Origin of the sequence: Kosakonia sp. AG348 (assembly GCF_003337365.1) — a bacterium.
In the GTDB taxonomy this organism is placed as follows: Bacteria; Pseudomonadota; Gammaproteobacteria; order Enterobacterales; family Enterobacteriaceae; genus Kosakonia.
Map to the genome: position 1 here is coordinate 377,723 of NZ_QPJR01000004.1, position 26,458 is coordinate 404,180.

At 53.5% G+C, this 26,458-nt stretch carries 27 protein-coding genes and 4 tRNA genes; 16 read left to right on the forward strand and 15 right to left on the reverse strand.

What is annotated here, in order from left to right; genetic code table 11:
• Positions 1-18: 18 nt before the first annotated feature.
• A tRNA-Asn gene (locus tag DFO56_RS12090) sits at positions 19-94 on the forward strand.
• 187 nt (positions 95-281) lie between these two features.
• Here DFO56_RS12090 and DFO56_RS12095 read toward each other — a convergent pair.
• A complete protein-coding gene (locus DFO56_RS12095; RefSeq protein ID WP_045511193.1) occupies positions 282-1,061 on the reverse strand; it encodes an SDR family oxidoreductase in 780 nt (259 codons plus the stop codon).
• Positions 1,061-1,387, reverse strand: a complete 327-nt coding sequence (locus tag DFO56_RS12100; protein WP_045511190.1) for a nuclear transport factor 2 family protein — start codon at positions 1,385-1,387, stop codon at positions 1,061-1,063. The genes DFO56_RS12095 and DFO56_RS12100 overlap by 1 nt, the downstream gene beginning before the upstream one ends.
• A 90-nt stretch (positions 1,388-1,477) precedes the next feature.
• On the opposite strand from DFO56_RS12100, the gene DFO56_RS12105 reads away from it, so the two are divergent.
• Together DFO56_RS12105 and DFO56_RS12110 are read left to right on the forward strand one after the other, a co-directional pair.
• The gene (locus DFO56_RS12105) at positions 1,478-1,822 is read left to right on the forward strand and encodes a helix-turn-helix domain-containing protein (RefSeq protein ID WP_045511187.1); all 345 of its coding nucleotides are present in this window, start codon (positions 1,478-1,480) and stop codon (positions 1,820-1,822) included.
• A 226-nt stretch (positions 1,823-2,048) separates the two neighbouring features.
• Positions 2,049-2,840 (forward strand): MBL fold metallo-hydrolase, encoded by a 792-nt coding sequence (locus tag DFO56_RS12110; protein WP_045511184.1) that lies wholly within the window; start codon positions 2,049-2,051, stop codon positions 2,838-2,840.
• Positions 2,841-2,899: 59 nt separating this feature from the next.
• On the opposite strand, the gene DFO56_RS12115 is transcribed toward DFO56_RS12110, so the two are convergent.
• A complete protein-coding gene (locus DFO56_RS12115) occupies positions 2,900-3,412 on the reverse strand; it encodes a GNAT family N-acetyltransferase (protein WP_045511395.1) in 513 nt (170 codons plus the stop codon).
• A 304-nt stretch (positions 3,413-3,716) separates the two neighbouring features.
• Here DFO56_RS12115 and DFO56_RS12120 point away from each other — a divergent pair, with 304 nt between their 5' ends.
• Positions 3,717-4,262 carry a chorismate mutase gene (locus tag DFO56_RS12120; protein WP_045511181.1) on the forward strand — a complete coding sequence of 182 codons (546 nt, stop codon included), beginning with the start codon at positions 3,717-3,719 and terminating at the stop codon, positions 4,260-4,262.
• 349 nt (positions 4,263-4,611) lie between these two features.
• Complete coding sequence (shiA, locus tag DFO56_RS12125; RefSeq protein WP_045511178.1) at positions 4,612-5,937, forward strand: shikimate transporter; 1,326 nt, start codon at positions 4,612-4,614, stop codon at positions 5,935-5,937.
• A 43-nt stretch (positions 5,938-5,980) separates the two neighbouring features.
• Here the strand turns inward: shiA and cbl are convergent, their stop codons facing one another.
• Together cbl and nac are read right to left on the reverse strand one after the other, a co-directional pair.
• Positions 5,981-6,931: an HTH-type transcriptional regulator Cbl gene (gene cbl / locus DFO56_RS12130; protein ID WP_020454221.1), complete on the reverse strand. Its 951-nt coding sequence runs from the start codon at positions 6,929-6,931 to the stop codon at positions 5,981-5,983.
• A 104-nt stretch (positions 6,932-7,035) separates the two neighbouring features.
• Positions 7,036-7,953 carry a nitrogen assimilation transcriptional regulator NAC gene (gene nac / locus DFO56_RS12135; protein WP_020454222.1) on the reverse strand — a complete coding sequence of 306 codons (918 nt, stop codon included), beginning with the start codon at positions 7,951-7,953 and terminating at the stop codon, positions 7,036-7,038.
• Positions 7,954-8,283: 330 nt separating this feature from the next.
• Here nac and DFO56_RS12140 point away from each other — a divergent pair.
• Positions 8,284-8,359, forward strand: a tRNA-Asn gene (locus tag DFO56_RS12140).
• Positions 8,360-8,705: 346 nt separating this feature from the next.
• Here DFO56_RS12140 and DFO56_RS12145 read toward each other — a convergent pair.
• Positions 8,706-10,250 carry a methyl-accepting chemotaxis protein gene (locus DFO56_RS12145; RefSeq protein ID WP_199496498.1) on the reverse strand — a complete coding sequence of 515 codons (1,545 nt, stop codon included), beginning with the start codon at positions 10,248-10,250 and terminating at the stop codon, positions 8,706-8,708.
• A 350-nt stretch (positions 10,251-10,600) separates the two neighbouring features.
• On the reverse strand, positions 10,601-11,533 hold the full coding sequence (locus tag DFO56_RS12150) for a LysR family transcriptional regulator (protein ID WP_045511171.1): 933 nt from the start codon (positions 11,531-11,533) through the stop codon (positions 10,601-10,603).
• Between the two features lie 96 nt (positions 11,534-11,629).
• Here DFO56_RS12150 and DFO56_RS12155 point away from each other — a divergent pair, with 96 nt between their 5' ends.
• The 6 genes from DFO56_RS12155 (at position 11,630) to DFO56_RS12180 (ending at position 17,713) form a co-directional block, all read left to right on the forward strand.
• Positions 11,630-12,118, forward strand: coding sequence for a GNAT family N-acetyltransferase (locus DFO56_RS12155; protein WP_045511168.1), 489 nt, complete (start codon positions 11,630-11,632; stop codon positions 12,116-12,118).
• Positions 12,119-12,277: 159 nt separating this feature from the next.
• On the forward strand, positions 12,278-12,466 hold the full coding sequence (locus DFO56_RS12160; RefSeq protein WP_017458405.1) for a YjfB family protein: 189 nt from the start codon (positions 12,278-12,280) through the stop codon (positions 12,464-12,466).
• A 145-nt stretch (positions 12,467-12,611) separates the two neighbouring features.
• On the forward strand, positions 12,612-13,265 hold the full coding sequence (locus DFO56_RS12165; RefSeq protein WP_045511165.1) for a TetR family transcriptional regulator C-terminal domain-containing protein: 654 nt from the start codon (positions 12,612-12,614) through the stop codon (positions 13,263-13,265).
• Positions 13,266-13,346: 81 nt separating this feature from the next.
• On the forward strand, positions 13,347-14,324 hold the full coding sequence (locus tag DFO56_RS12170; RefSeq protein ID WP_044489683.1) for an MDR family oxidoreductase: 978 nt from the start codon (positions 13,347-13,349) through the stop codon (positions 14,322-14,324).
• Between the two features lie 136 nt (positions 14,325-14,460).
• Positions 14,461-15,915 (forward strand): AMP nucleosidase, encoded by a 1,455-nt coding sequence (locus DFO56_RS12175; protein ID WP_020454228.1) that lies wholly within the window; start codon positions 14,461-14,463, stop codon positions 15,913-15,915.
• Between the two features lie 19 nt (positions 15,916-15,934).
• Positions 15,935-17,713, forward strand: coding sequence for an aminopeptidase P family protein (locus DFO56_RS12180; RefSeq protein ID WP_045511162.1), 1,779 nt, complete (start codon positions 15,935-15,937; stop codon positions 17,711-17,713).
• 238 nt (positions 17,714-17,951) lie between these two features.
• On the opposite strand, the gene DFO56_RS12185 is transcribed toward DFO56_RS12180, so the two are convergent.
• The 3 genes from DFO56_RS12185 to DFO56_RS25150 form a co-directional block, all read right to left on the reverse strand.
• Positions 17,952-18,027, reverse strand: a tRNA-Asn gene (locus tag DFO56_RS12185).
• An 81-nt stretch (positions 18,028-18,108) separates the two neighbouring features.
• A complete protein-coding gene (locus DFO56_RS12190; RefSeq protein WP_097405715.1) occupies positions 18,109-19,575 on the reverse strand; it encodes an EmmdR/YeeO family multidrug/toxin efflux MATE transporter in 1,467 nt (488 codons plus the stop codon).
• 9 nt (positions 19,576-19,584) lie between these two features.
• Positions 19,585-19,743, reverse strand: coding sequence for a DUF5951 family protein (locus DFO56_RS25150; RefSeq protein ID WP_353609784.1), 159 nt, complete (start codon positions 19,741-19,743; stop codon positions 19,585-19,587).
• A 6-nt stretch (positions 19,744-19,749) separates the two neighbouring features.
• Here DFO56_RS25150 and DFO56_RS12195 point away from each other — a divergent pair.
• Together DFO56_RS12195 and DFO56_RS12200 are read left to right on the forward strand one after the other, a co-directional pair.
• Positions 19,750-19,825 (forward strand) — tRNA-Asn (locus DFO56_RS12195).
• 289 nt (positions 19,826-20,114) lie between these two features.
• Positions 20,115-21,293, forward strand: a complete 1,179-nt coding sequence (locus DFO56_RS12200) for a dienelactone hydrolase family protein (RefSeq protein ID WP_045510548.1) — start codon at positions 20,115-20,117, stop codon at positions 21,291-21,293.
• Positions 21,294-21,399: 106 nt separating this feature from the next.
• Here the strand turns inward: DFO56_RS12200 and DFO56_RS12205 are convergent, their stop codons facing one another.
• Positions 21,400-22,707, reverse strand: a complete 1,308-nt coding sequence (locus DFO56_RS12205) for an MFS transporter (protein WP_082071779.1) — start codon at positions 22,705-22,707, stop codon at positions 21,400-21,402.
• The gene (locus DFO56_RS12210) at positions 22,697-22,957 is read right to left on the reverse strand and encodes a hypothetical protein (RefSeq protein WP_045510551.1); all 261 of its coding nucleotides are present in this window, start codon (positions 22,955-22,957) and stop codon (positions 22,697-22,699) included. The genes DFO56_RS12205 and DFO56_RS12210 overlap by 11 nt, the downstream gene beginning before the upstream one ends.
• A 329-nt stretch (positions 22,958-23,286) precedes the next feature.
• Here DFO56_RS12210 and DFO56_RS12215 point away from each other — a divergent pair, with 329 nt between their 5' ends.
• Positions 23,287-23,622 (forward strand): gamma-glutamylcyclotransferase family protein, encoded by a 336-nt coding sequence (locus tag DFO56_RS12215; protein ID WP_045510554.1) that lies wholly within the window; start codon positions 23,287-23,289, stop codon positions 23,620-23,622.
• A 505-nt stretch (positions 23,623-24,127) separates the two neighbouring features.
• Positions 24,128-24,634 (forward strand): hypothetical protein, encoded by a 507-nt coding sequence (locus DFO56_RS12220; protein ID WP_045510556.1) that lies wholly within the window; start codon positions 24,128-24,130, stop codon positions 24,632-24,634.
• Between the two features lie 97 nt (positions 24,635-24,731).
• Here DFO56_RS12220 and DFO56_RS12225 read toward each other — a convergent pair whose 3' ends face one another.
• From DFO56_RS12225 to DFO56_RS12235, 3 genes are all read right to left on the reverse strand, one after another.
• On the reverse strand, positions 24,732-24,977 hold the full coding sequence (locus tag DFO56_RS12225; RefSeq protein WP_045510559.1) for a DUF2543 family protein: 246 nt from the start codon (positions 24,975-24,977) through the stop codon (positions 24,732-24,734).
• A gap of 37 nt (positions 24,978-25,014) precedes the next feature.
• Positions 25,015-25,554, reverse strand: coding sequence for a DUF2058 domain-containing protein (locus DFO56_RS12230; RefSeq protein WP_045510562.1), 540 nt, complete (start codon positions 25,552-25,554; stop codon positions 25,015-25,017).
• A gap of 253 nt (positions 25,555-25,807) precedes the next feature.
• On the reverse strand, positions 25,808-26,284 hold the full coding sequence (locus DFO56_RS12235; RefSeq protein WP_020454238.1) for a cold-shock protein: 477 nt from the start codon (positions 26,282-26,284) through the stop codon (positions 25,808-25,810).
• Positions 26,285-26,458: the final 174 nt, after the last annotated feature.

Genomic DNA, 26,458 nt, shown 5'->3' on the forward strand with positions numbered 1-26,458 from the left:
GCGCCCCGTTCACACGATTCCTCTGTAGTTCAGTCGGTAGAACGGCGGACTGTTAATCCGTATGTCACTGGTTCGAGTCCAGTCAGAGGAGCCAGATTCAAAAAAGCCTGCTTTTAAGCAGGCTTTTTGCTTTTCAGGCCTGGCAACGTGTTACCCCCTTCCCTTCAGCCGTTACTTCTCTTTTTCCGTACAGCGAGCGGCCTGATTTACACACATTCCAGCTCGCGCGAGAGAATAGACAGCCGCCGGCACACGGAGGTCACGCGCAATCATCGTCGCGATTACGCGGTGGGTACTGTGCCGCCATCGATAACGTACTCCGTACCCGTGATTGCCGCCGCGCAGGATGAAGCGAGGAACACAATGAGATTTGCCACTTCCACCGGTTTTGATGGACGCCCCAGAGGAATGCCACCGAGCGAATCCATGATGATTTTCTTGCCGCCTTCGTAATCCGTTCCTGCCTGATGCGCGAGCCGTTCAGCCAGCGCGACAGAGGCTTCCGTTTCAATCCAGCCGGGTGCGACACGCAGCACGCGGATCCCTTTTGGTGAGACCTCTTTCGACAGGCTTTTACTGTAGGTCGAGAGTGCAGCCTTTGCCGCGGCATACGCTGTTGTCGATTCCGGCAACGGCAGTTCGCGCTGGATGGAGGTGACATGAATAATAACCCCCGCTCCCTGCGCGAGCATGCCGGGTAAAAGTGCTCTGTCGAGGCGGACCGCAGGCAGCAGATTGAGATTCAGTTCCTGCTGCCATTCCTCTTCGCCTAACGCCGCGAACCCCCCCGCGGGGGCTGTCGAGCCGCCAACCACATGAACAATAATATCAACGCCGCCAAAGCGGCTCTGCACCGCCTGCGCGACGCGCTGACAACCTTCAACCGTTGTCAGATCGGCCGCCACAAAGTGATCCGCTAACGATTCATCAGGCTGGTTCCGCGCGGTGGTTAACACTTTTGCCCCCTGTTCATGAAACAGGCCAACAACCGCCTTTCCGACACCTTTAGTGCCCGCCGTGACCAGAACGCGTTTTCCTTGCAAGTTCAGATTCATGCTCATCAGACGATCTCCAGTGCGGCAATCTTCCCGTCCAGCAAAGTGAACGCATGGCTAAGCTGCACCGGGCTGCCGGGAAAATTGCCCGCCACATGCGAGGTCACCGTTAACCGTGTTCCCTCATCAGCAACCCGGATCGGTTCAACGGTGTACTCAAACGCACTCTGCACGTCGCGTTGCCAGGCCTGGATAGCGTCAAGGCCGCGATGGGTCTTATGTTCATCGATAACCACGGCATCAGGCGTAAAACAGTGGTTAACGTTGGCGATATCTGCGCCATTGCTGATGGCGAAGTAGGTAGCAACAGCGTCGGGTAGTGACAAAGGCATGATGAGAGGCTCCTGTGGTTTGCGGTGCTCTCATTTTCACCATATAGTGTCAAATCATCAAGAACGCACAAAAAAGTTAGTAACAGACTTATGAGTAAGATTTATACCCCCGATACCGCCGCGCTTGGCGTCGAACAAGTGCTGCGATTACTGGAAGGCCGCTGGAAGCTGGTCATCCTGTTTCATTTATTTGATGGAAAAGTGCAGCGCTACTCCGATTTCAGCAGGCTTATTCCGGGCATTTCGCAAAAGATGTTAAGCCAGCAACTAAGGCAGCTTGAAGCGGATGGCATCGTGTCGCGCAAGGTCTATCCGCAGATCCCGCCGAAGGTGGAATACCGGCTGACAGAGTGGGGCCAGGCCCTGTGCCCGGCGCTGGATGCCATGCTGAAATGGGCAGAAAAACGCGACACCGTCCCACCGAACGAGCCTTAAATCCGGCATTCACCTTTTCCTTCGTTCTGCCCCAGCCTGCTGCGCGCTGAACCGTTCTGTCGCGCAGCGGGCATTTCTTCTTTTTTTTGGCCGCTCTCTCCAGCACATACCGCGGCCTTCATGTGCCATGCTAAAGAGGTTATTACTCAAACAATGGCGCGCAAAAAAGCGGCCATTCGCTGCAAAACCCTTTAGCACTGACGTATCCGCAACAAAGAGGACAATAATGATCACCTTATGCAACGCGTGCGGCACATCGTATGAAATAACTGACACGCCCCCACACCGGTGCACTATCTGCGAAGATGAGCGCCAGTTCGTGCCGGTAACCGGGCAGAAGTGGGTTGATTTCCCCACCCTTCTGGCCTCGCATGTCAATAAATGGCAACAACACGAAAGCGATCTCTTCAGCATTAAAACCGTACCTGATTTCGCGATTGCACAGCGCGCTTTTCTGCTGCGAACAGCGCAGGGCAATATCCTGTGGGACTGCATTTCCACCCTCGACGACGCCACAAAAACGCTGATCGCCTCTCTGGGCGGGCTCAGGGCTATTGCTATTTCGCATCCTCATTTCTATACCACCATGCAAGACTGGGCTGACGCATTTGACGCCCCGATTTATCTGCATGAACGCGATCGCGAATGGATCATGCGCGACAGCCCGCACATTACCCTCTGGGATGGCGATACCCTGCAACTGACATCAGACGTAAGTATCATGCGCCTTGGCGGTCATTTTGCCGGCGGCTGCGTCCTTCACTGGGTGCGGGATGACGGTGTGCTGCTATCCGGCGATATCGTTCAGGTCACGCCAGGCGCTAATGCCGTCTCCTTCATGTGGAGCTATCCGAATATGCTGCCGCTGCCGGCAGAGACGGTTCGTGAAATAACGCGCCGGCTGGATGCGGTGAAATTCGCGAAACTCTACGGCGCGTTTGAAGGGCGGGAGATCGCGCACGATGCTGCGGAAATGGTGCGCCGTTCAGGTGAGAAATATATCGCTTGCCTGCGCTAAGCGATTGTTTATCTATCCGTTTGCGCACGCTTGCACATAACGCACTGCGACCCTTGATTTCAATACATTAATTGCATGGCAACCCGGCGTTTCGGATCCAGCCCGGCGAGGATTTCCTCTGTTAGCACCGCTTTCAGCCGGGGTGAAATGGCGTTGCCTTCAACGATGTCAAAACCCAGCGAAGCGTAAAAAGGCGCGTTGAAGGGCGCATTACGATCGGTCGTCAACGAGGCACCGTTTAAACCGCGCGCTTTGCCTTCCGACAAAAGCGCGTGCATCAGGCGCCGGCCAATGCCCTGCCGCTGCCAGTCCGGGTGAACATCCGCTTCGGCAATGTGCAGCCAGTCTTCCGTAATCACGGCACCGGCGAACCCGACGGGGATATCGTCCGGTGCAAACGCGACGAGCAATACCCCTTCCCTGCACAGCTGGTGCAACGCTTCCAGGCTGTTAGCAACAGGCGTTCCGCTCACTGCACCCGCCTCGCGCAGGGTTTCAAACGATGCAAGTTCGATGGCTCTTAACGCCGCAAAATGCTCGCTTCGCGCTGGTCTGATTGTGATATCTGTCATCTGAATGTTCCCAAAGGTAACAAGCGTTAAGCCTGAGCGACACGAGAGCGTCAGGCGTTCCCGCGCCGTCTCGCGCCCGGTATTGTACATTCCGCATGCGCCAGCACAATTTTCGTGCTGCGCCCTCACTCTTTGTCGCTTATTTACATCGTTTCATTTACTTACATAAAACGCTCACCAGGAAATAATTCATTCACGTAACTAATAGAATATGAATCGTGTTAGTGATTTTAGCCGTGATGGTCGATTCGCCGTTCTTCCCCGAGAACGGCTTTTTTTTGGGTTTTGACAGGAGGGTAAGTTGATGTTCCAGTCTGCGGTTGTTTTCCTTTCGTCACTGTTCATGTGCGGCAATGTGTTTGCAGGCTCCGTCGCCTCGGTGTCGCTCAGCACACTTTCATCAGCACTCAATGAACGCATGCTGATCATGAAAGACGTCGCCAGTTACAAGGCACAGCACCACTCCCCCGTGGAAGATGTCGGGCGGGAACAAAAAGTACTGGCAGAAGCAGTGAAAAATGCCCAGGACGCGGGTCTGGATCCCGGCTCCGTGGAGCCTTTTTTCCGCGCATTAATGAACGCCAGCAAGGCCGTTCAGTATCGCTATCTGGCCGACTGGTTAGCCACACCGGATACCAGCCACTCGGTCAGAAGCCTGGACGCGACCCGGCAACAGATAAATCAACTCGATAGCCAGTTGCTCACCGCCATCAGCCAGCGGCTGCTCACCGGTGCCTTTACTGAAGCAGACACCACATGGCTGTCGGCACAAATTATGGCGCCCAATCTCAGCGAGGCGGATAAAAACAACCTGCTTGCCGCTTTACGCCGTATTCATCGCGTACGTTAGCCATCAATGCCGTAGGCAATGAATAACATGGATACCCGGCCTGCCAGGCGCATGACAGGTCGGGCATCCGATAAGAAGATTAACGGCTTATGGTCGGCGCCTGCGGTGTAACATCAATCGCCCGAATACCACACATGCGAATCATTCGACAACCGAATAATCTTCTGCGCATTAACGCCCCCTGAGTTAAATTCCCCCTTTCATGCCGCCCGCTCTGCAAAAGAGTTTTCACCTGTCCGCTGTCGCTGTAGTCTCAATAGCGACTTTTTTAGCTGCGTACGATGTGAGTAACCTTTTCTCCTATTAAAACTAGAAAATTTTGCAATTTTGAGGAACGGACAGAACAACTATGGACTCCACGCTCATCACAACCCGCCCCGATGAAGAGGTACCGCCACTAAATCGCGCCCGCCGTGCAGCCTGGGGCAGCTTCGCTGGCGCAGTGGTCGACTGGTTCGATTTTTTACTGTATGGCATCACCGCCGCGCTGGTGTTTAACAGCGAATTTTTCCCGCAGATAGATCCGGCGATGGGCACGCTTGCCGCTTTCGCCACGTTTGGCGTCGGATTTTTATTCCGCCCGCTCGGCGGCATTGTCTTTGGTCATTTCGGCGATCGTCTCGGTCGCAAGCGAATGCTGATGATGACGGTCTGGATGATGGGGATCGCCACCGCCTGTATTGGTATTCTGCCCTCTTTTGCCACCATCGGCTGGTGGGCACCGGCGTTATTGGTCATCCTGCGCGCCATTCAGGGTTTCGCCGTTGGCGGCGAATGGGGCGGCGCGGCGCTGCTGGCGGTCGAAAGTGCGCCCTCCGGCAAAAAAGCCTTCTATAGCAGCGGCGTTCAGGTCGGATATGGCGTCGGGTTATTGCTCTCCACGGGGCTTGTGTCGCTCATCAGCAGCCTGACCACCAACGAACAGTTTCTGAGCTGGGGCTGGCGTCTGCCATTCTTGTTCAGCATTGTACTGGTGCTCGGTGCGCTGTGGGTGCGTAACGGCATGGCGGAATCGGCCGAGTTTGAACGAGCGCAGACGCAACAACCGACGCAAATAAAAAAACGCCCGCCCGTATTTGAAGCGCTGTTTCGCCATCCGGGGGCGTTTTTGAAAATTATCGCCCTGCGCCTGTGCGAACTGCTGACCATGTATATCGTCACCGCTTTTGCGCTGAACTACTCGACGCAAAATCTGGGTTTACCGCGTGAGCTGTTTCTTAATATAGGCTTGCTGGTCGGCGGGATAAGTTGCCTGACCATTCCGTTATTCGCCTGGCTGGCGGATCGTTTTGGACGGCGGCGCATCTATATCACCGGCGCATTGATCGGCGCGCTGAGCGCCTTCCCGTTCTTTATGGCGCTGGAAATGCGCTCCATTTTCGGCGTGGTGCTCTTCTCGTTACTGCTGGCCAATATCGCTCACGATATGGTGGTTTGCGTACAGCAGCCGATGTTCACCGAAATGTTTGGCGCGGGTTATCGCTACAGCGGCGCGGGTGTTGGTTACCAGGTCGCCAGCGTGGTTGGCGGCGGGTTTACGCCCTTTATTGCCGCCGCGCTGCTGAACTTTTCCGGCGGTGAGTGGCATTCCGTCGCCATTTATCTGCTGGCAGGCTGTCTGCTCTCCGCTCTGACAGCGATGCTGATGAAAACACCGCCGCACGCGCATCAGTAAAAAAAGCCTCCGCATGCGGAGGCTCTGTTTTTTGTGACCCTTGTTAAATCTGGTAATCGATCGCCGCTTCGTCCGGCTCCATCACCTGGCGTTTAATATCGTCTACCGACAGCCCGGCGTTACACAGTTCAATAAAGCGCCAGACATAATTTCGTTGTAACTGGCCACGTTTTAACCCTAACCAGACAGTATTGGCATCAAACAGGTGTTGCGTATCCAGCCGCACCAGTTTGCCCTCTTCGTTTTCGCCGCTCGATTGCTCCGCCACCAGCCCGACGCCCAGCCCCAGCTCAACATAGGTTTTGATAACATCGGAATCCTGCGCGCTCAGCACCACATCCGGGATTAACCCCTTGCGACCAAACGCTTCATCAATACGCGAACGTCCGGTTATCCCCTGGCGATAAGTGATAAGCGGCCAGCGGCTGATATCTTCGAGCGTTAACGGTGAGGATTGCGCCAGCGGGTGATCCGCCGGTACCAGCAAACTGTGGTGCCAGCGAAACCAGGGGAACGCCACGAGTGAGCTGTCATTGCTTAAGCGTTCGCTGGCAATGCCGATGTCTGCGCCACCGTTATGCAGTAGAGATTCAATCTCTTGTGGGGTGCCCTGAATCAACTCCAGCCGCACTTCCGGGAACAGCGCGCGAAAAGCTTTAATCACCGAGGGCAAACTGTAACGCGCCTGAGTATGCGTCGTCGCAATGGTCAGTACGCCAGAGGTGTCATTGGTAAAGAGATCGGCGAGCCTGCGCACATTGCTCGCTTCGTTAAGAATGCGCTCGGCAATCACCAGTAGCGCTTTACCGGGTTCCGTCATGCCCAACAAACGTTTGCCGCGACGGATAAAAATCTCAATCCCCAGCTCTTCTTCAAGCTCACGAATATGGCGGCTCACGCCGGATTGTGATGTGTAAAGCATGTTGGCGACTTCGGTCAGGTTGTAATCCCGCCGCGCCGCCTCGCGGATAATTTTGAGTTGCTGGAAATTCACCCTTCGCTGCTCCTGGCCTGTCAGACATGACGATATTGTTAAAGTCTGCGGCCAGGCAGAACAAATAATAAAAACCAGCATCTTATTCCATTAAGGAATAATGCTTAGCTCACCAGCTGCAACTCGTGGCTTTCCATTGCCGGGCGGCTAACTAATGACATTAAAATATCTTTCACCGCTTGCGCCTGCGGCGAGAGCGTGCCGCGCGCGGAAACGTTTAACGACAACGGCAGGTTCATCGACGGCGTGGTGATACGCGCCATCCAGCCGTTGGTCGCGGCGCACAGCGAACGCGCGGCAGATTCCGGCAGTACCGTCACGCCCATTCCGCTGGCAATTGCCGCCGTCAGCGTGGCGATCGACTCAATTTCGCCAATGATCTTCGCGGTCAGTCGACGCAGCGAAAAGGCCTCATCAACACGCAAACGGACAGCGCTGTAATCGCGCGGCAGGAAAAGATTCATATCGGCAACCGCCGTCAGATCGACGCTCTGGCCTGGGCAGTCACGCGTGCCCACCAGATACAGATCTTCTTTCAGCAGCGGCAGGCTGCTGATCCCCGCGCCAGGCGCGCGTTCATACAGCACCGCCATATCCAGTTGCCCGCTGAGCAATTTATCGTTCAGCGTTGAGCCGCTATTTTCATGCAGATAAACCATAACTTCCGGCAACTCGGTCCGCACCGCCTGCAACAACGGCATGGTGACGGAAGACGCAGCAGTGCCCGGTGCCAGGCCGATGGAGACTTGTCCCCGCAGGCACTGACCGACATTGTTTACCGCCAGTTGCGCCTGTTCGCACTGGCGCAAAATCGTCCGTGCATGGGTGTAGAGGATTTTGCCCGCTTCGGTCGGCGTCACACCGCGTTTGGTGCGAATAAGCAATTGCTGATCCAGCTCGCCTTCCAGAGTGGCAACCTGCTGGCTCAGCGCGGGCTGCGCAATGTGTAATACTTCGGCTGCCTGAGTCAGGCTTCCAATATCGACGATTTTTACGAAGTATTTCAGTCGTCTTAAGTTCATTTTGCCTCCTGTACGGGTACCAGTGCCAACGCCGGATGTGATGTAGCCAGAGGAGTTGCAATATGCTTGCCAGTTTTAGTTAGGCAAAATGAAAGGCGCTAACAGGCTGGATAATAAGAGATTCTAATTACGAGCGGGGGAATTATTACTGAAACAGTGGTTTGTATGATGCCCCATGGCGGATGCATTGCACAGTTTTGGTGCAAATGCGCGCTTAAGTGCTTATCCCGGCAGCAGATTGCTGAAATAGTCAGCAAACGATCGCGACGGCACGATCCATCCTTTGACAAGGCCCTGGGGCATCGCTAATATTCGCCCCGTTCACACGATTCCTCTGTAGTTCAGTCGGTAGAACGGCGGACTGTTAATCCGTATGTCACTGGTTCGAGTCCAGTCAGAGGAGCCAGATTTAAAAAAGCCTGCTTTTAAGCAGGCTTTTTGCTTTTCTACCAACCGCACGCGATAAACCCCTCACCTTTCATCCAGGCAAAACGTTGCTTTGCGAGCCGAGCGCGTGCACCCCCTGCACCAGTCGCGGTTTTCAACCTCGCGTTTTTCCAGGTATTCCTGACCAGCAGCATTGTTGCGCTCAGGGCTTACGCTTGCCGATTGAGCAATAAAGGCAGTCCACCGTAAAAGTGAAGATGAAGCCCCGTGATTGCAAGTGCTGCTTTGCCTGTCATGGCGAGGCTGGCAGGGATAAGCCTTAATGGGCCTGCCTTCGCAGGCCCAGGAACGTGATGTCGCGGTGATTATCTGCCGGTATTAAAAAAGGCCACCGTCTGCGTCAGTCGACGGGTCTGCTCTTCCAGCGCACTGGCCGCCGATACCGCATGTTGAACCAGAGCGGTGTTCTGCTGCGTGACCGCATCAATTTGCACAATCGCTTCGTTAACATGGCTGATGCCTTTACTCTGCTCCTCGGTCGCGACGGAGATTTCCGACATGATGTCCGAGACGCGCCGCACCGCCACAATCATGTCGTCGATACTGCTGCCGGCAATTTTGATTTGTGACGAGCCGTTATTGACGCGCGTGACAGACTCTTCCACCAGCCCTTTAATCTCCTGCGCCGCCTGCGAACTGCGCAATGACAAACTACGCACTTCACCGGCGACCACCGCGAAGCCTCTGCCCTGTTCACCCGCTCTGGCTGCTTCAACCGCCGCGTTCAGCGCCAGAATATTGGTCTGAAACGCGATGCCGTTGACCACCTCGATAATGCTCGCTATTTTCCCGGCGCTCTCGGAGATACCGTTCATGGTTTCATTCATGCTCTGCATTACCACACCGCCGCGCGAAGCAATATCCACAGCTTCACTCGCCAGATGACGCGCCTGCCCGGCGTTCTCCGCGTTTTGTTTCACGGCGGCGGTGATCTCTTCCATGCTGGACGAGGTGCGCTCCAGCGACATCGCCTGCTGCTCGGAATGTGAGGCAATTTGTTGATTTCCGGCAACAATATCATGGGTGCTGGTGTTAATGATCTCCGCCCCTTCACGGATATCATTGATCACGGCGGTCAGTTGCTCACGCATCACGCCCATTTCGTGGATCAGGCTTGAGTTATCCCCGGATTTTTTATCCACCGTCTGCGAAAGATCCCCGGCGGCAATCCGCGCGGCGACATCAACGGCATAACGAGGTTCGCCCCCAAGCGCCAGCAACGTTCCCCGGTTGATGAGATAGACGATCACCGACAGCAAAATACTGATAGCCACAAATTCAATCAGGTTCTGATACAGCGAAACCCGAAACGCAGCGTCGATATCATCCACATACAGACCGGTGGTGATGATCCAGCCCCAGGGCGTCCACGGAATGCTGTAAGCGATTTTCGGCTGAGCTTCCGTCTCGCCGGGGCGCGGAAAAACATAAGCGGTAAACCCGGCCTGATTATCACGGGTAACCGCAACCATATCTCTGAAGATGTAGGCACCATTGGCATCCGCAACCTGTGGCCCCTGACCAATCAGCTTGGCGTTGATCGGATGCATAATCACTTCAGCCTGGGTATTGAGAATCGTGAAGTATCCCGTTTCCCCATAGCGTAAATCCTTAATTAACTGGGTTGCACGCTGCTGCGCTTCCTGTTGCGTGATCGCCCCTTTATCAACCAGCGCGGCCTGTGTTTTGACGATACTCAGCGCCAGTTGCGAAACATGCTGCAACTCGTTTTTGCGCAGTGACAGTTGGTCTTCTTTGACCGTAAAAGAGCTGTAGAGCAGTGTCCCGGCAAGGCACACCAGCGCCACGATGAGAGGGAGCCAAAGTTTTTGCGCGAGGGATAGTTTCATGGCATGAGTACCTATTGTTGTTTTATATGGCGGGTACAGCATCGGCTTCGGGCATTCGAACCGCGCCTTATCTCTATATCGGAAATAAAAAAAAACGGGTTAATCGATAGAAGTTGTATATCTTTCACAACTTAACCGTTTTGAGGTTATAAAAAAGTAACTGATTAATAAATAGAGTGTTATTTTTGGCGGGTTAATGCAGCCAGCGAAAGTCTTATTAATAAATAAGAACGCCGTCACATTCATGCGCGAAGGCGTCACCGGGAGATAACAGCACTCCCGCCGCATTCGCTAACGAGTCATCGCCGTTTTGTGCGTACTGCGCAACGTCTGGCCTACGGACAGGCTGTTCACGTGTTGCGCGAAGTTTGCGGGTGCGACAGTTCTTTCAACATTTTCTGCAACCACTGCGCCGCCCCGCGCTTGCCGCTGCGTTTATGGGAATAAATCTTCACCTCGAACGGCGGAACCGAAAAAGGCAGCGCAAAAATGGTAATCCTTGCCGCCTGTTTTAACTTTTCCGCTGCCGAACGCGGAAGCGCCATCAGCAGATCGCTGTCGGCGATAATAAAAGGCGCGCTGAGCATCGAGGGCGTTTTTATCGCCACCTGTCGCGTATAACCCAGACGTTCGAGTTCACAATCCAGCACGCCTTTGCTTTCATTCCACGGCGTTACCACCAGGTGGCGCGCGGCAAGGTAATCGTCCAGCGTTAACTGTTGCCTGTGTTGATTGCTGATAACGACATATTTATCTGCAAACAAGCCGATCTCATCCAGCTCGGCGTAATGAATATCCTGCGGCGCGCTAAACCCCAGCGCGAAATCCACTTCTCCTGCCAGCAGCTCATTAAGCGCCGGGCTATGAGGCAAATAGCGAAACTCAAAACGCAGTCCGGGCGCCGTATGCTGCAATGCGGCCATCAGCGCGGGGAAAATGCTAAACACGGTGAAATCAGTGATCGCGACCTGCAAACAGTCTGTGGTCGTCGCGGGATCAAACTCCGCTTGCGGGGTGAGTTCATGGTTGAGATGCGCTAATGCCGACGCAATGGCGGGCGCAAGCTGGCTGGCATAAACGCTTGGGCACATTACGTGCCCTTCCCGGTAAAATAACGGGTCGTTGAGCGTCACACGTAGTCTTGAGAGCGCGTGGCTGAGTGCCGATGTGCTCATCGCCAGTTCTTCTGCCGCCTGTCGCACAGAACGGTGGCGGTAGACCGCGTCGAAAACGGGTAACAGGTTGAGATCAAGACGCCGTAACGTGGGATGCATAATATTCATCGAGTAGTGATTTCATTGCACTTAATTCTTTGCACAATACCGCTTATGCTGGCGGCCATCAATTTTGAACTCCCGGTAAAAACAACAGGAAACGCAATGAGCATTACCATCCGCCCCGCCCGCCCGACTGACGCAAACGCCATTTTTGCGATGATTTATGAACTGGCGGTGTATGAAAAAGCGCCTGAAGAAGTGATCACCACAGCGGATGAGATCCGCGAAACCCTGTTTGGCACGGAGAGCAAAACGGAAGCCTTAATCTATGAAATCGAAGGCAAAGCCGTGGGTTATGCGGTTTTCTTCACCAGTTATTCGACCTGGCTTGGCCGCAACGGCATTTACATGGAAGATCTCTACGTTTCGCCCGATTTTCGCGGTAACGGTGCCGGAAAAGCGATGCTGCAAAAGATTGCGCAGTATGCCGTTGAGCGCCGCTGCGGTCGTCTGGAGTGGAGCGTGCTCGACTGGAACCAGCCGGCCATTGATTTTTACCAGAGCATCGGCGCGCGGGCGCAAAGTGAATGGGTACGTTACCGGCTGGATGGCGATGCCCTGCTGAAATTCGCCGAAAGCCCCGGCGCTTAATCTTTCTCCATTAACCCGCTACGGCGGGTTTTCGCTTATTCATCATCGGGTTCGTCTCACGCCTCGCTTAAAGATCCCGCGCTTACTGCCGATAAAAATTGTGCAGCTATACTCATAGCTGTTCTCTGGTTGTTTTTTCTACAATAAAGGATTTACAGCATGGATCCGATACAAATTGCATCATTAGCCAGCAGCCTTGACTCTTATCAGCTTGATAACCAAGTCAACACGCTGGTGCTGAAAAAAGCGCTCGATACCCAGAAAACGATCGCCAGCGACTTGATTCAGCAGATCCCGCAGTTACCTTCCAACCCGGCAATCGGTCGTAATATTAATACCACCGCCTAACCCGGTTTGCCCGCTGGCGTTTGCGGTAACAGCGTCAACCGGCAAGTTTGCAAGCCCGCCTCGTGCGGGCTTTTTTGTTTCTTCGCTTGCCTGGAATGGTAAATCGGCGTAGCCTCTGCCGAATTAAAACCGATCGGTCTAAATTATGAATGGCGAAACAGCAGCACGGCAAAAACCCCGCCGCGGACGGCCGCCAAAAGTCGAGCGCGACTTTACCGATACCCGCCAGGAGCTGATTCGCTCCGGCCTGGAAGTGCTAACCGAAACCGGCTATCTGTCGGCGGGCATTGATGCGGTGATCAAAAATATCGCGGTTCCTAAAGGCTCGTTTTATCACTGCTTTAAAAGCAAACAGGAATTTGGCATGGCAGTGCTGGCCGCTTACGGCGACTTTTTCGCGCATAAACTGGATAAATTTTTAACCGATACCCAGCGCTTCCCGCTGCAACGCATGGCCGCCTTTGTGCACCACGCAGGCCAGGGAATGGCGAAATACGATTTCCGCCGTGGTTGCCTGGTGGGCAACCTGTTGCAGGAAACGCCACTGTTACCGGAAGCCTTCCCGGTGCGCCTGAAAGCCATCCTAGCCGACTGGGAAACGCGCGTCGCAACGTGTCTGGATGAAGCAAAAGTCTCCGGCGAACTGCCGCCAGATGCCGCGAGCCGCGAACTGGCCAGGGTGTTCTGGTCCGGCTGGGAAGGCGCAGTAATGCGCGCCAAACTGTTCCGCTCCGTCGAGCCGCTGGATCAGTACTGGAAATTTTTCCACCACAGCATAACAACCGCCCCTGCTGCGTGAAGCATGACGGGGGATGGAGCATCTGCACAGGACGGCGAAAACGCCGAAAAATACACCTCATCCGACGAGGAAAACGCAGTCATGAAAGCATTAGTTCTGGAACAGAATGAGAATAAAACCCTGGCGGAAGTGAAAGAGGTCGACCTGCCCGCATTGGGTGAAGGCGACGTTCGGGTCGATATTGACTGGTCCAGCCTTAACTACAAAGACGCGCTGGCTATCACCGGTAAAGGTAAAATCATTCGCCAGTTCCCGATGGTGCCAGGCATTGATTTTTGCGGTCGCGTGAGCGAAAGCCGCGATGCGCGCTTTACTCCCGGCCAGGCCGTGATCCTCACCGGTTGGGGCGTGGGCGAAAACCACTGGGGTGGACTTGCCGAGCAGGCCTGCGTAAAAGGGGACTGGCTAGTGGCGCTGCCGGAAAGTTTACGTGCGCGCAATGCGATGATCATTGGCACCGCTGGTTTTACCGCCATGCTGTGCGTCATGGCGCTGCAGGATGCCGGGATTAAACCGCAGGATGGTACCGTGCTGGTCACCGGTGCCAGTGGCGGCGTTGGCAGCACCGCTGTCGTGCTGCTGAAAGCGCTGGGCTACACCGTTGCCGCCGTAACCGGTCGCGAATCTACCCATGATTTTCTGCGTAAGCTGGGCGCCGATGAGATCCTGCCGCGCAGCGATTTTGAACAGACCCGTCCGCTGGAAAAACAGCTGTGGGCCGGTGCGATTGATACGGTTGGCAACCACGTGTTAGCAAAAGTGCTGGCGCAGACGAACTACGGCGGTTGTGTTGCCGCATGCGGTCTGGCAGGCGGTTTCGAACTGCCGACCACCGTGATGCCGTTTATTCTGCGAAACGTGCGTTTGCAAGGCGTGGATTCCGTGATGGTGCCAACCGCACAGCGCGGCGCCGTGTGGGAAAATCTCGCACGTACGTTGCCAGAAAGTTACTACCAGCAGGCGGCAACCGAAATTACGCTGGAACAGGCTCCGGCAACCGCTGCCGATTTCCTCAATAATAAAATCCAGGGCCGTACACTGGTGAAAATCAGCGGCTAATCCGCCTTCCGGCGCGCGCTGTCGCGCCGGATTGTTCCCTCATCCGTTTCCTCTGAATCCCGTTGCGCGCTGCTTTCGTTTCACATTCCTGTGACATACTATCGGCTACAGCCGTAGAGCAGATAAGGAGATAAAGATGAATAATAAGGGTGCAACTCTGACCCCGGAACAAGCGCTGGATCAACTTGAAGCGCTGTATGACCGTTCCGTCGAGGCCCTTCGTCAGGCGATCGCTCGCTATATTGACGACGGTCAGCTTCCCGATACCGAAGCCCGCGCACAAGGGTTATTCGTCTATCCGCAGTTATCCGTAAGCTGGAATGGCAGCGCGACGAACCCACCGAAAACCCGCGCCTACGCCCGCTTCACCCATTCGGGCTGTTACACCACCACCATCACCCGCCCTTCGCTGTTTCGTCCCTATTTACTCGAACAACTAACCCTGCTGTGTCAGGACTATGGCGCACACATCGAGGTTGGGTTATCCGCGCATGAAATCCCGTACCCTTACGTGATTGACGGCTCGGAGCTGACGCTGGACAGGTCAATGAGCGCGGGCTTAACGCGCCATTTCCCCACCACCGAACTGGCGCAGATTGGTGATGAGACCGCCGATGGCCTATTCCACCCGACCGAGCTTTACCCGCTCTCCCATTTTGATGCGCGCCGTGTCGATTTCTCGCTGGCGCGACTGCGCCACTACACCGGCACGCCGGTTGAACATTTCCAGCCGTTTGTGTTGTTCACCAATTACACGCGTTATGTCGATGAGTTCGTGCGCTGGGGCTGTAACGAGATCCTCAATCCCGATAGCCCTTACGTCGCGCTCTCCTGCGCGGGCGGCAACTGGATCACTGCCGATACGGAAGCGCCGGAGCAGGCCATTTCTGATCTGGCGTGGAAAAAACACCAGATGCCGGCCTGGCACCTCGTCACCGCTGACGGTCAGGGCATTACGCTGATAAATATTGGCGTTGGCCCGTCGAACGCGAAAACCATTTGCGATCATCTGGCCGTGCTGCGCCCGGATGTCTGGCTGATGATTGGCCACTGCGGCGGCCTGCGTGAAAGCCAGTCGATTGGCGATTACGTACTGGCGCATGCCTACCTGCGCGATGACCACGTGCTGGATGCCGTGCTGCCGCCGGATATTCCGATCCCGAGCATCGCTGAAGTGCAACGTGCGCTGTACGACGCGACCAAAGAGGTCAGCGACATGCCGGGTGAGGAGGTAAAACAGCGTCTGCGTACCGGCACGGTGGTCACCACCGACGATCGCAACTGGGAGCTGCGTTATTCCGCTTCCTCCCTACGCTTTAACCTGAGCCGCGCGGTGGCGATAGATATGGAAAGTGCCACCATTGCCGCGCAGGGTTATCGCTTCCGCGTGCCGTATGGCACCCTGCTCTGCGTTTCTGACAAACCGCTGCACGGCGAGATCAAACTTCCCGGCCAGGCCAACCGTTTTTATGAAGGGGCGATTTCCGAGCATTTGCAAATTGGCATCCGCGCCATCGACCTGCTCCGCGCAGAGGGCGATCGCCTGCACTCGCGTAAATTGCGCACCTTTAACGAACCGCCATTCCGATAACAATTAAAAAGGATTAACCATGCAAACCCCGACACCGTTACAAGCGTTACGCGATCGGCTGGTCGCCCTGGAGCTTGACGGCATGATTGTTCCGCGTGCCGATGCGCACCAGAGCGAAGACTGCGCGCCACATGACAATAAACTCCAGTGGCTCACCGGCTTTACCGGTTCTGCCGGGCTGGCGCTGGTGCTGCGCGACAAAGCGCTGCTGTTTGTGGATGGTCGCTACCAGGTGCAGGTGCGCAGCGAAGTCGATCTCCATGATTTTGCGATCCACCATTTGCACAACGAACCGCTGGATCAGTGGTTAAACGCTTCATTGCCTGCGGGCAGTCGCATCGGCTTTGAGCCGCTGCTGATGGTCAACAGCCAGTTTCAGGCGCTGAACGCCACGCACTGTGAACTGGTGGCACTGGACAGCGATCCGTTCGACGTAATCTGGACCGATCGCCCGGCGGCACCGTGTGGCGCAATCCGTGAAATGCCGCTGGCGATAAGCGGTGAAAGCAGTGCCGATAAACGCGCACGCATTGCGCGGGTGCTGGCGGAAAAAGGGGCGGATTACCTGGCGATTACGCTGCCGGATAATATCGCCTGGCTGCTGAATATTCGCGGTTCGGACATTGCGATGAACCCGGTGGCGCACTCCTTTGCCCTGCTCAGCCGCGAAGGTGCCGTCGAATGGTTTGTCAATCCACAGAAAACTGCCGGTTTATCTGCGCAGCTCACCTCCACGCTGACGCTGCATGATGTCGGGGACTTCCTGCCGCGTTGCCAGCAGATCGCTGCCGGAAAACGCATCCTGCTCGACGGTGATTTCGCGCCGGTAGCGCTGCGTTTCGCTATTGAACAGCAGGGGGGCGAAGTGCTGTGGAGCGCCGATCCTATTACTTTTATCAAAGCGCATAAAAACGCGACCGAACTGGCAGGCTACCGCGAAAGCCACCAGCAGGATGGCGCGGCGTGGGTCAATTTCCTCGCCTGGCTGGCGCGCGAAGTGCCCGCCCGGGAAGCGGCGGGTAACCCGGTAACCGAACTGGAAGCGCAGCAAAAACAGCTGGCATTCCGTCAGCGGCAACCCGGCTTTATTGAACAGAGTTTCAGCACCATTTCAGCCTCTGCCAGCAATGCGGCGATGTGCCATTATCACAGCAGCGAAAAAACCAATAAAGCCATCACCAGCGCCAATTTCTATTTGAATGATTCCGGCGGCCAGTACCAAAACGGCACCACTGACGCGACGCGTACCCTGTCGTTTGGCGCACTCAATGCTCAGCAACGGCTGCACTACACCGCCGTGCTGAAAGGCTTTTTATCGATGTTCACCCTGCAATTTCCTGCAGGTACGCACGGCCACCAACTGGATGCGTTTGCCCGCCGCGCGCTGTGGGATTTAGGGCTGGATTTCGATCACGGCACCGGTCATGGCGTTGGTCATCAGTTGCTGATCCATGAGCAGCCGCAACGCATTGCAAAAAAGGTCAACCCCTGGCCGCTGTCGGCGGGCAACATTATGACTATTGAGCCGGGTTACTATTTAGCGGACAACTATGGCATTCGTATCGAAAACCAGGTGGAAGTGGTGGAAAGCCAGCCGGGATTCTGCCGCTTTGCTTCGCTGACGCTTATTCCCATCGATTTAAGCCAGGTGGAATGGAGCCTGTTGAGCGAACAGGAGCAGCAGTGGCTGGATGATTATCACCAGCAGGTGCGCGACACCCTGTCGCCACTGGTTGATGACGATGCCCGCGCGTGGCTTAATGCAGCCACTGCACCGCTGCGCGTGCAGGCAAGCTAAGCGTTCGGTTCATTCACAAACCCGCTGCGGCGGGTTTTATTTTACTCCGTGCAGGCATAATGGCTTTTCAGCGCTTCTTTGCCAGCGTATCGCCGCCCGAACTGACCATGTCGATAGCCTTTGTCATCGCGATGCATTGCTGCTTCAACGAGAAATTCCCGCAGGGAAAACGCTAAGTTGCGGGATGTGAGAACGCAGAAAAGCAAAAAGCCTGCTTAAAAGCAGGCTTTTTTAAATCTGGCTCCTCTGACTGGACTCGAACCAGTGACATACGGATTAACAGTCCGCCGTTCTACCGACTGAACTACAGAGGAATCGTGTGAACGAGGCGAATATTAGCGATGCCCCAGGCCCTTGTCAAAGCCTGATTTTCACATTTTGGCGCGTTTGCCGAATTATTCTCCATTCTGTGCAGAAATGGCGCTTTTTTGCGGCTTCGGGTACTTCCACAGCCAGCGTCCGCTAACCATACGCCAGTAAAAGAGCGCGCCGCGCACCGCCCAGTCAAGGAACATCCCGAGCCAGACCCCAACCACGCCCATACCGAGCATAATCCCGAGGGTATAACCGGCGACGACGCGACAACCCCACATTCCAAGCATGGACACCCACATGGCGAAACGGGCGTCGCGCGCGCCTTTCAGCCCGGCGGGTAGCACCCAGGATGCCGCCCAGATGGGCATAAATGCCGCGTTAAGCCAGAGAAGCACTTTAACCACCTCTTTTACATCCTCTTCCTGGGTGTAAAACGAGGCGAAAAGCCCGGCAAACGGCGCGGTTCCCCAGGCAAGCACCGTCAGTAACAGCGTCGAGAGCCAGAATACATGCCGCAACTGGCGCTCAGCCTGGCTTATCTGTCCTTTGCCCAGTCGTTTACCGGTAATAATTGTGGAGGCGGAACCCAGCGCGTTGCCCGGCAGGTTAATTAGCGCGGCGACGGAGAAAGCAATAAAGTTACCGGCGATAACGTTGGTGCCCATACCGGCAACGAACATTTGCGTCAGCAGCTTGCCGCCATTAAACAGCACCGATTCGATACTGGCGGGGATGCCGATACCCATCACTTCCCAGATAATGCTGAAGTTGAGCTTTTCGAAGTAACTTTTTAGCGGAATACGCAGCGCCGGGTTAAAGCCAATCATCAGTACCCAGATAATCGCCACCGCGCCAATATAGCGGGAAATGGTCAGCCCCAGCCCTGCCCCGGCGAAGCCCATCCCTTTCCAGCCGAAGAGACCGTAGATCAGCACGCTGCTGATAAGAATGTTGAGAATATTCATGCCGCCGTTAATCAGCAGCGGGATTTTGGTATTGCCCGCGCCGCGCAGCGCACCGCTGCCAATCAGCGCAATGGCCGCAGCCGGGTAGCTGAGAACCGTCAGTTCAAGATAGGTCAATGCCAGCGCCTTGACCTCCGCCGTTGCCGCCCCGGCGATAAAATCGATAATTTCCGTACCGTAGTAGTGGATCACCGCCGCCAGCACAATCGAAAACAGCGTCATGATCACCAGCGACTGGCGCGTCGCCGCCCTCGCCCGCTCGCCATCCAGCTTACCGAGGCTGAAGGCCACCACCACCGTGGTTCCCAGGTCGATTGCCGCGAAAAATGACATCACCACCATGTTAAAACTATCGGCAAGACCTACCCCCGCCATCGCCTCTTTGCCCAGCCAGCTTACGAGGAAGGTGCTGAGCACGCCCATCATCAGGACGCAGGTATTTTCGAGGAAGATAGGTACGGCAAGGGGGGTGATTTCTCGCCAGAATAAAACACGGTAGCTTTTACGCTTTCTGTACCACGGCGTGCGCATGACAGCCTGGCGAAGAGGAGTAACGACGTTCAAATTGGTCCTTAGCCGCAAAAGGTGAAATCACATTTCAAATGATGGGGGAGAAACCGTGATCCTGCAAAGCATTTCCACAGAAAACGATGATAATGAACTCAAATTGTCGATGGATTCGGCAGTCAGCACACCCTGCGAGAAATGAGGTTTGACAAAAGATTTTTCGCCGCTAAGATAAGCCTCCACAACGATTCCTCTGTAGTTCAGTCGGTAGAACGGCGGACTGTTAATCCGTATGTCACTGGTTCGAGTCCAGTCAGAGGAGCCAGATTCAAAAAAAGCCTGCTTTTAAGCAGGCTTTTTGCTTTTTATCGCTCCGCTAAACATAGCGATAAGTTTTCCCCTCCAGAAACCGCCCCTTTCCGCTTCTTGAGCATCAAGCTGAACCTGTAACGTAACCCATTGAAAATGTTTGCTTAGCTTAATGCTATGCTCACGGCTTGCAGAAAGTACCGACATGCGCGATCAATACCGCGCGACAGGAAATAGAAAAACAAGTGACCAGCTCTCCAGTCACGCCGCGCCTTTTAAGGCCAAACATTTCAGGGTTAACCACCATGCGCAACCGTTTTACGACTCGTCCGGCAAAACGCCTTTTCACCACCGCCCTCCTTCTTTTTACTGTTGCAGGCCATGCAGATGTTGTAGGGCAAGCCCAGGAATATCAACAGATTAATGGGTTGATAAGAGAGCCGCTTTTGCTGGCGGTCACCCTAGATAATGGTCAGCCGGCCGTGCTGGATGCCTTTGTGACACGCATGGACAGCCAAACGCCTTTGCCCGTGGTGTTAATCACTAATGGAACCGTTGGCACTGCTGAATTTGATCGCTGGATAATCAACCCGAACCGTTATGCCTCAGCGGCTATCGCTTTTGCGCGCCACGGTTATGCGGCGGTGGTGGTCCTGCGCCAGGGCTACGGGCAATCAAGCGGTGCGGCGGAGTATGCCGATGGCTCCTGCGCGCAACCTTTACACCTGCGGGCCGGGGAGCAGGATACCCGTAACCTGCTCGCGGCTCTCGATGCCGTGCGCCACCAGCCGTGGGCCGCAGCCGATAACGCGATCCTTGCCGGAATGTCCGCAGGCGGTTTTGCGGCGCTTGCTACTGGCGCGGCTAATCCACCAGGCGTTAAGGCGGTAATCAATTTCGACGGCGGAAGGGGCGCGATTGACGGGAAATCACTCTGCGATAAAGCCGGTCTGCTGCAAGCCTACGCACGTTACGGGAAGACAGCGCAAATCCCGTCCCTGTGGCTGTATGCGAAAAATGATAAATCCTTCCCGCCGTCGATGGGCAAAGAGATGTTCGATGCCTATCAGCAGGGAAGCCACACTGCGCAATTCATCACGATGCCTGCCTTCGGTAATAACGGCCATGTCTTTATGGATTCAGCGCCGGAAAGTTTCTGGTGGCAGACGGTGGCCGCATTTCTAAAACAGCAGCATTTACCGACCAGCGAAGCTGTGCCTCTGCCCGAAACGCACCTGCCTGCACCGCCCGCGCTCAATGCCGCCGGGAAAAAGGCGTTCTCAGAATATGCAGCAACACAACGCTATGAAAAAGCCTTTGCCACGGACGAGGACGGCGACTGGGGCGCGGCGTACTGGGGCAGAAACAGCCATGAAGCCGCAGAAACGGCGCTAAGCATCTGTCAACAGGAGCAGCGTCCGGGCGCGGGCAACTGTACGGTGTACGCCATTAATAACCGTCTCGTAACCGCAAACACGCCTTAGCCCCCGCAGAAACCAGTCACAGAGAAAACACACTCAGCATGGTTGCCAGAATGGCAACCCATGCAAAGTCTGGTCATAACGTCAAAGCACTTCTATTAAATATCCTTTATGCGTCCTGTTTTTGCTGCCCGCGTTTATAAAATGCGGCCGGATAGGTTTTTTCGTAATACCCTTTCATTTCAACTTCATCAAGCGAAAGTGCCCGACGCAAATGAAACGAACATAAAATAACGGGAGCAATTAACACCACAACGGCACCGGAAATAACGGTAAACGGAACCACGCCTAATAAACTGATATACCAGCCAGCAATGGCCACGCCAAAAGGGTTGGCCAGGCTGGATAAAAATCCTGCCATGGCGCTCATTCTCGTTCGGTAATTACGGGGAGTTGCCGTTGAGCGCAGCGTACTGAGGTTGACGTTAATAAAAATAAATGCCATACCGCAAAAGAACGCCAGCAGAATAGACATATAGATATTTCCCATCAGGACAATTGCCATGACGCTGCTGCCCAACAGGACAAAGCCAAATAAAACATTCTTGAGCCGTCCCGCCCACGCTCTTACAAAAGCGTTTATATAAAGACTACTGGCAATGAGCCCCAGAGCAAATGAGAATTCAAACGCGCCAAGATAGGTGGCGGGAAGCTTTAATTCAGTGCTGATCCAGTAGGGTATCGTCACGGAAAAGAAAGGGAACATCGTAAAGTTAATAACAGAGGAGACCAGTGCAATATGAAACTCAGATTTAACACGGTAAATCGCTTTAAATGCTCCCTTAGTTTTATAAAACCAGCTCTCCTTTTCGCCAGTTGAAACGGCTTCCACATCATATTTAAACCATAAAATAATAAATGCGATACAAGATGATGCATAAACTAGCGCAGAAATATACAACGCAACACCAGCGGAAAAAAGTGAAATAAGCGAGGCCGCAATCACCGGCCCTATCAACATAATAAGGGAATTAATGGTCGAGCGGTGCGATATAGCTTGCGTCACTTTCCCTTCTGCAACGAGATCGGGAATAAGCCCCATAATCGTCGGTTCACGCACAGATGAGATAGCACTCATCACGACCAGCCCTGAGGTAATAGCCACCAAATTGAAATACCCCAGATAACTTGCCAGGCAGAATAATGTGATGATCCCTGAAACAGCGAACTGACAGACGATGATAAATTTAATGCGATTGAAGCGATCGCCAAATGACGCCAGAAACGGTTTAAGGTAAATATCTGCCGCCACGGATATCGCAACGAGTGAAGAAAAAGCGGCCGCCGAGTGCGTAACTTGCAGGCACCACCAGGCGATGGCCAGGCGGAAAATATGCCCCGACACCGTGCCCAGCGATGCGCCCGTTTGCAATAAGAAAAAACGGGGTTCGGAAGGCATCAACGCTTCAACTTTCATAGTGCTCATCCCATTCGCGCCAATTTTGCTTTTCGCTTTGTATCAGCCCCATCATCCCCGCCGGTAAGATTAACAACGTGGGTAAAACCACGATCCCTGAGATACAGGATAGCGCGTTGGCCCGGGCTTTCAGATTTGCAGTAACAACTATCATTTGATCCTGAAGGAGTTCTGCGATGCGTGCAGGCAACGCCCGCAGTGGTATGTGCATACTGCCGATGGAAATACCATTCCGCTCAGCCGGTTCCATGGCATCTTATTAAAACAGGCCATCATGTCGTATTTTCAGCGAAACCATTGATTGAAATTGATGCTTTCAGTCTCGCCTGACTCATCACCGGCAGGTTTGATAACTGCCCGACCGCATGTTTTGAGCCGCAATAATGAAGACCGGTTGCTCAGTGAATCATAAATCATGGAGTTATCAGTAAGTACATTCTCAATGCCGGTAATAACCCTGAGCACTTCCCCGGATGTCACAGCCACTTACCCGATTCCAGCCAGTTGCGAACTACAGCGCTTAAACGTATGTTGATGATCATTCTGCTGGTTATTCATTGCGTTAGATAATGAGGAAAAATGGAATCACTGTTTGTTTACGGGACGCTTCGCCCCGGTCATTCGAATGCACATATTCTGGAAAATATCGGTGGAGAGTGGCTGCCAGGTTACGTTACGGGAACATTTTATGAATTTGGCTGGGGGGCCGCCGCCGAATTCCCCGGCATTGTGCTGGATAAAGACGGTTCCCGGGTTGATGGTTACCTGTTTGTATCCGCTAATCTCGCGGCGCACTGGACGATGCTGGACGAATTCGAAGAGGGCTACGATCGTGTTCGGGTGGATGTGACCACCCTCGACGGCAAGCATGTGACGGCATGGATTTATCAACTGCAACCGCAGGAAAAAGCATAGTATCGCTGTGATTAATAGCCTTCATCGCAAAATGCAGCATGCCTGAGGCAAGTCTACGAAACCTTTCTGTTGAACCAGGCCCTCTTTTGCGGGGCTTGTGCCTCGCTAACCGTTAAGCCACAAAACGCTGGCGGTTTGCAAAATACCGGAACCTGTTCGAAGCAAATCCAACACCGGCGATACCGCTTCTCGCAGGCCGCCCCACGTCAGTAGCCCCCATCGTTATTAACCATGTTGAGTTGAACTCACAGCAGACCGCACAATTATTCGTTTTTCAAACCGCGCACTATCAATAATACTCATCGCGTAAGCCTGGCAGCGCGCTGCTATTTAAATATGAAACATGCGTGACGTTTTAAAAACGTTCATTTAAAGCACCTGTCATATACTGGCAGGCCATGCGTTATTTTCGACACGGGATTTATTAACAGTGATACAAAGCTGCCAGCACTATTTTCACTATCGCCAGTTAATACCGCACAATGAAATTCATAAGGCACATTAAATGACTTTAGAAATTTTAAATTACTTAATTGAAATTGCATCAAATAGCACCCAACCTCCTTCTGAAGCCCAGCGGAAAACGCATTATGATCACAGCCCGCCTGATGAGCTATCCACCTTTATTGCGGCACTCTCGTCAGAAAAAATGAATAGCGATATTTTGTCAAGAATGAAATATCGCTTACAGCTACTTTCAACTGCACAAAGAGATCATAAAAAAGCAGAAGAATTGTTATTAGCCAACATATCATCTGATAAAGAAGCGTTCCCGTTAATTGATTTTACAGACTGGCCAATTGTCCGTTACGCCGTTTCAGGAGAATTACAAACTGCGGAATCAGAAGAGTATTTCAACACTATTTCTACGGCGGCGGCGACAATACGTTCCGCGATTGTTGATGGCGAACGCGCTAAAGGGGCTCCAACATTTTCTACTCTTGAAAAAGTCCTGGCGCTGAACAGCGCGTTACCCGAACGGTACAAAGCGATGGCAAATATCCTCTACTGATGTTTTGCACGTTCGGGGATGTTTGCGATGTCCGCTTCCAGCGGCGAGCGGACATAAGAAATGCACTTTCGCGCTTTCGAAAATCACGGCAACAGCGCTACTCGTTGCCCCACTGATTCAGAAACGTCGCAATCTCGTCAATACGCAGCGCGTCGATACCCGCTTCATTGGCCATTTCCTGCTGCGCCTCTTCACTGATTTCTTCGTTATTCATCAAACGGGTGATCAGTAGCTGAAAATAGTGCGCCAGCGCATCGCGTTCTGATTCTTTTACCGCTTTTTCGGTTTCTGTCGAATACTCATCAACAATGTCATAAAATTTAAGCGGTATTTCGTTACTCATACATTCCCCCGGAGGTTGAAATTGTTTGCAATGGTTATTACCACATCAAATCATCGGGCACTTTAAAATCAGCGTACGGATCATCTTCATCTTGATCTTCCTGACTAAGCGCGCTGTTTAACACAATACTGTTCGCATCCCGCTGAGCGATTTTATCGGCTACGATTGCGGGAATAATCGCATATTCACTTTCATCCTTGCCATCAACAACCAGACGAGCAATGGCGAGACGACCGCTAATCAATTGTGCCTGCGTATTTTTATCCACCACTATTTTTTTAATTAACTTATTATCTGTGAAATTAAAATCAATATTGCCTTTGGCAATAGTGATCCTGTTCATTTCAATAAGTTGCTTAACCTGCGCTTTATATTCTTTGGATAACGCCGCTTGTTTTTGTTGCTCGCTTAATTGCTTATCGCGCTCAAGCTGTGCTTTTTTATTCTCTTCCACGGCTTCTCTTGCCTCACGCGCCTGAACACGTGTTTTTTTGGCAGTGCGCTGGACTTTGGCCATTTTCTTGCTGGTTACTAATCCCGCTTTGAGCATCTGCTCTTGTAAAGTGAGTTTTGTCATTTTCGTCTGTAAATCGGTTGAACATTGGGTCGGATTATAGCTGTAATTGCTGCGAAGAGACCAGATTGTGGAATCGGCTCATTACCCGCGAAGCGCAAACATTGCGCTCGCCATTCCACACTCGCACGGGGCGAAAGCATTGCTCTGGCGGGACGGATTGAACAGAAAAACGGGAACCACAGTGAACAGTAAATGATGCCGAAACGCGGTTTAGAAAAACGCCGGTTTCGGCAGCAAACCAATCTGGATGTTTTTAGACGTTAAGCAGCTTAACCGTCGCATCCACGTCTATCTCGTCTTCGGAGAAAATCAGGGTCGTTCCCTGAAAAGTGGTGATTGCCAGTTTTTTTAGCGAACGCATTTCGCCAGGCTTAGTCGCGGATTTCGGCCGGATACTTCCCATCAGCGCGCCAACGGAGAGCACGGCATTGTCTTTATCGATGCGGGTATCGACAGGAACTTCTTCGCTGTATACCAGATAAGATTTGATCGACGTGAGCTTAATTCGTTCACCTGCGATATAGATGTATTTGCTTTCCGGGACAACTTTCACCGCATAAGCAGACAACCCTTTGTTGTTTGTCGTGGGTTCGAACGTAACCGCCGCATCTTTTTTAATCAACTCAGGGTTGGCGACCTTAATCACATGAAAGTAACGGTTTTCGCCGTTTTCATCTTTGATAAATCCAAAACCTTTATCTTTAAACCAGGTTGTGATCTTTCCGTTCATCGCCTTACCACCTACTTAATCGTTCATTTGCTCTGTTTTTTGCAGCGCGCAGTGTAAAGCACAATGCCTGCGCCGACTACGTCTTTGGCTCAAGTGTCGGTGATAAATTTCTGTACTGCAAAACGAAATGCGGCGCTTTACAAAGCGCCGCAAGAAAAGGAAGTTATGCTTTCA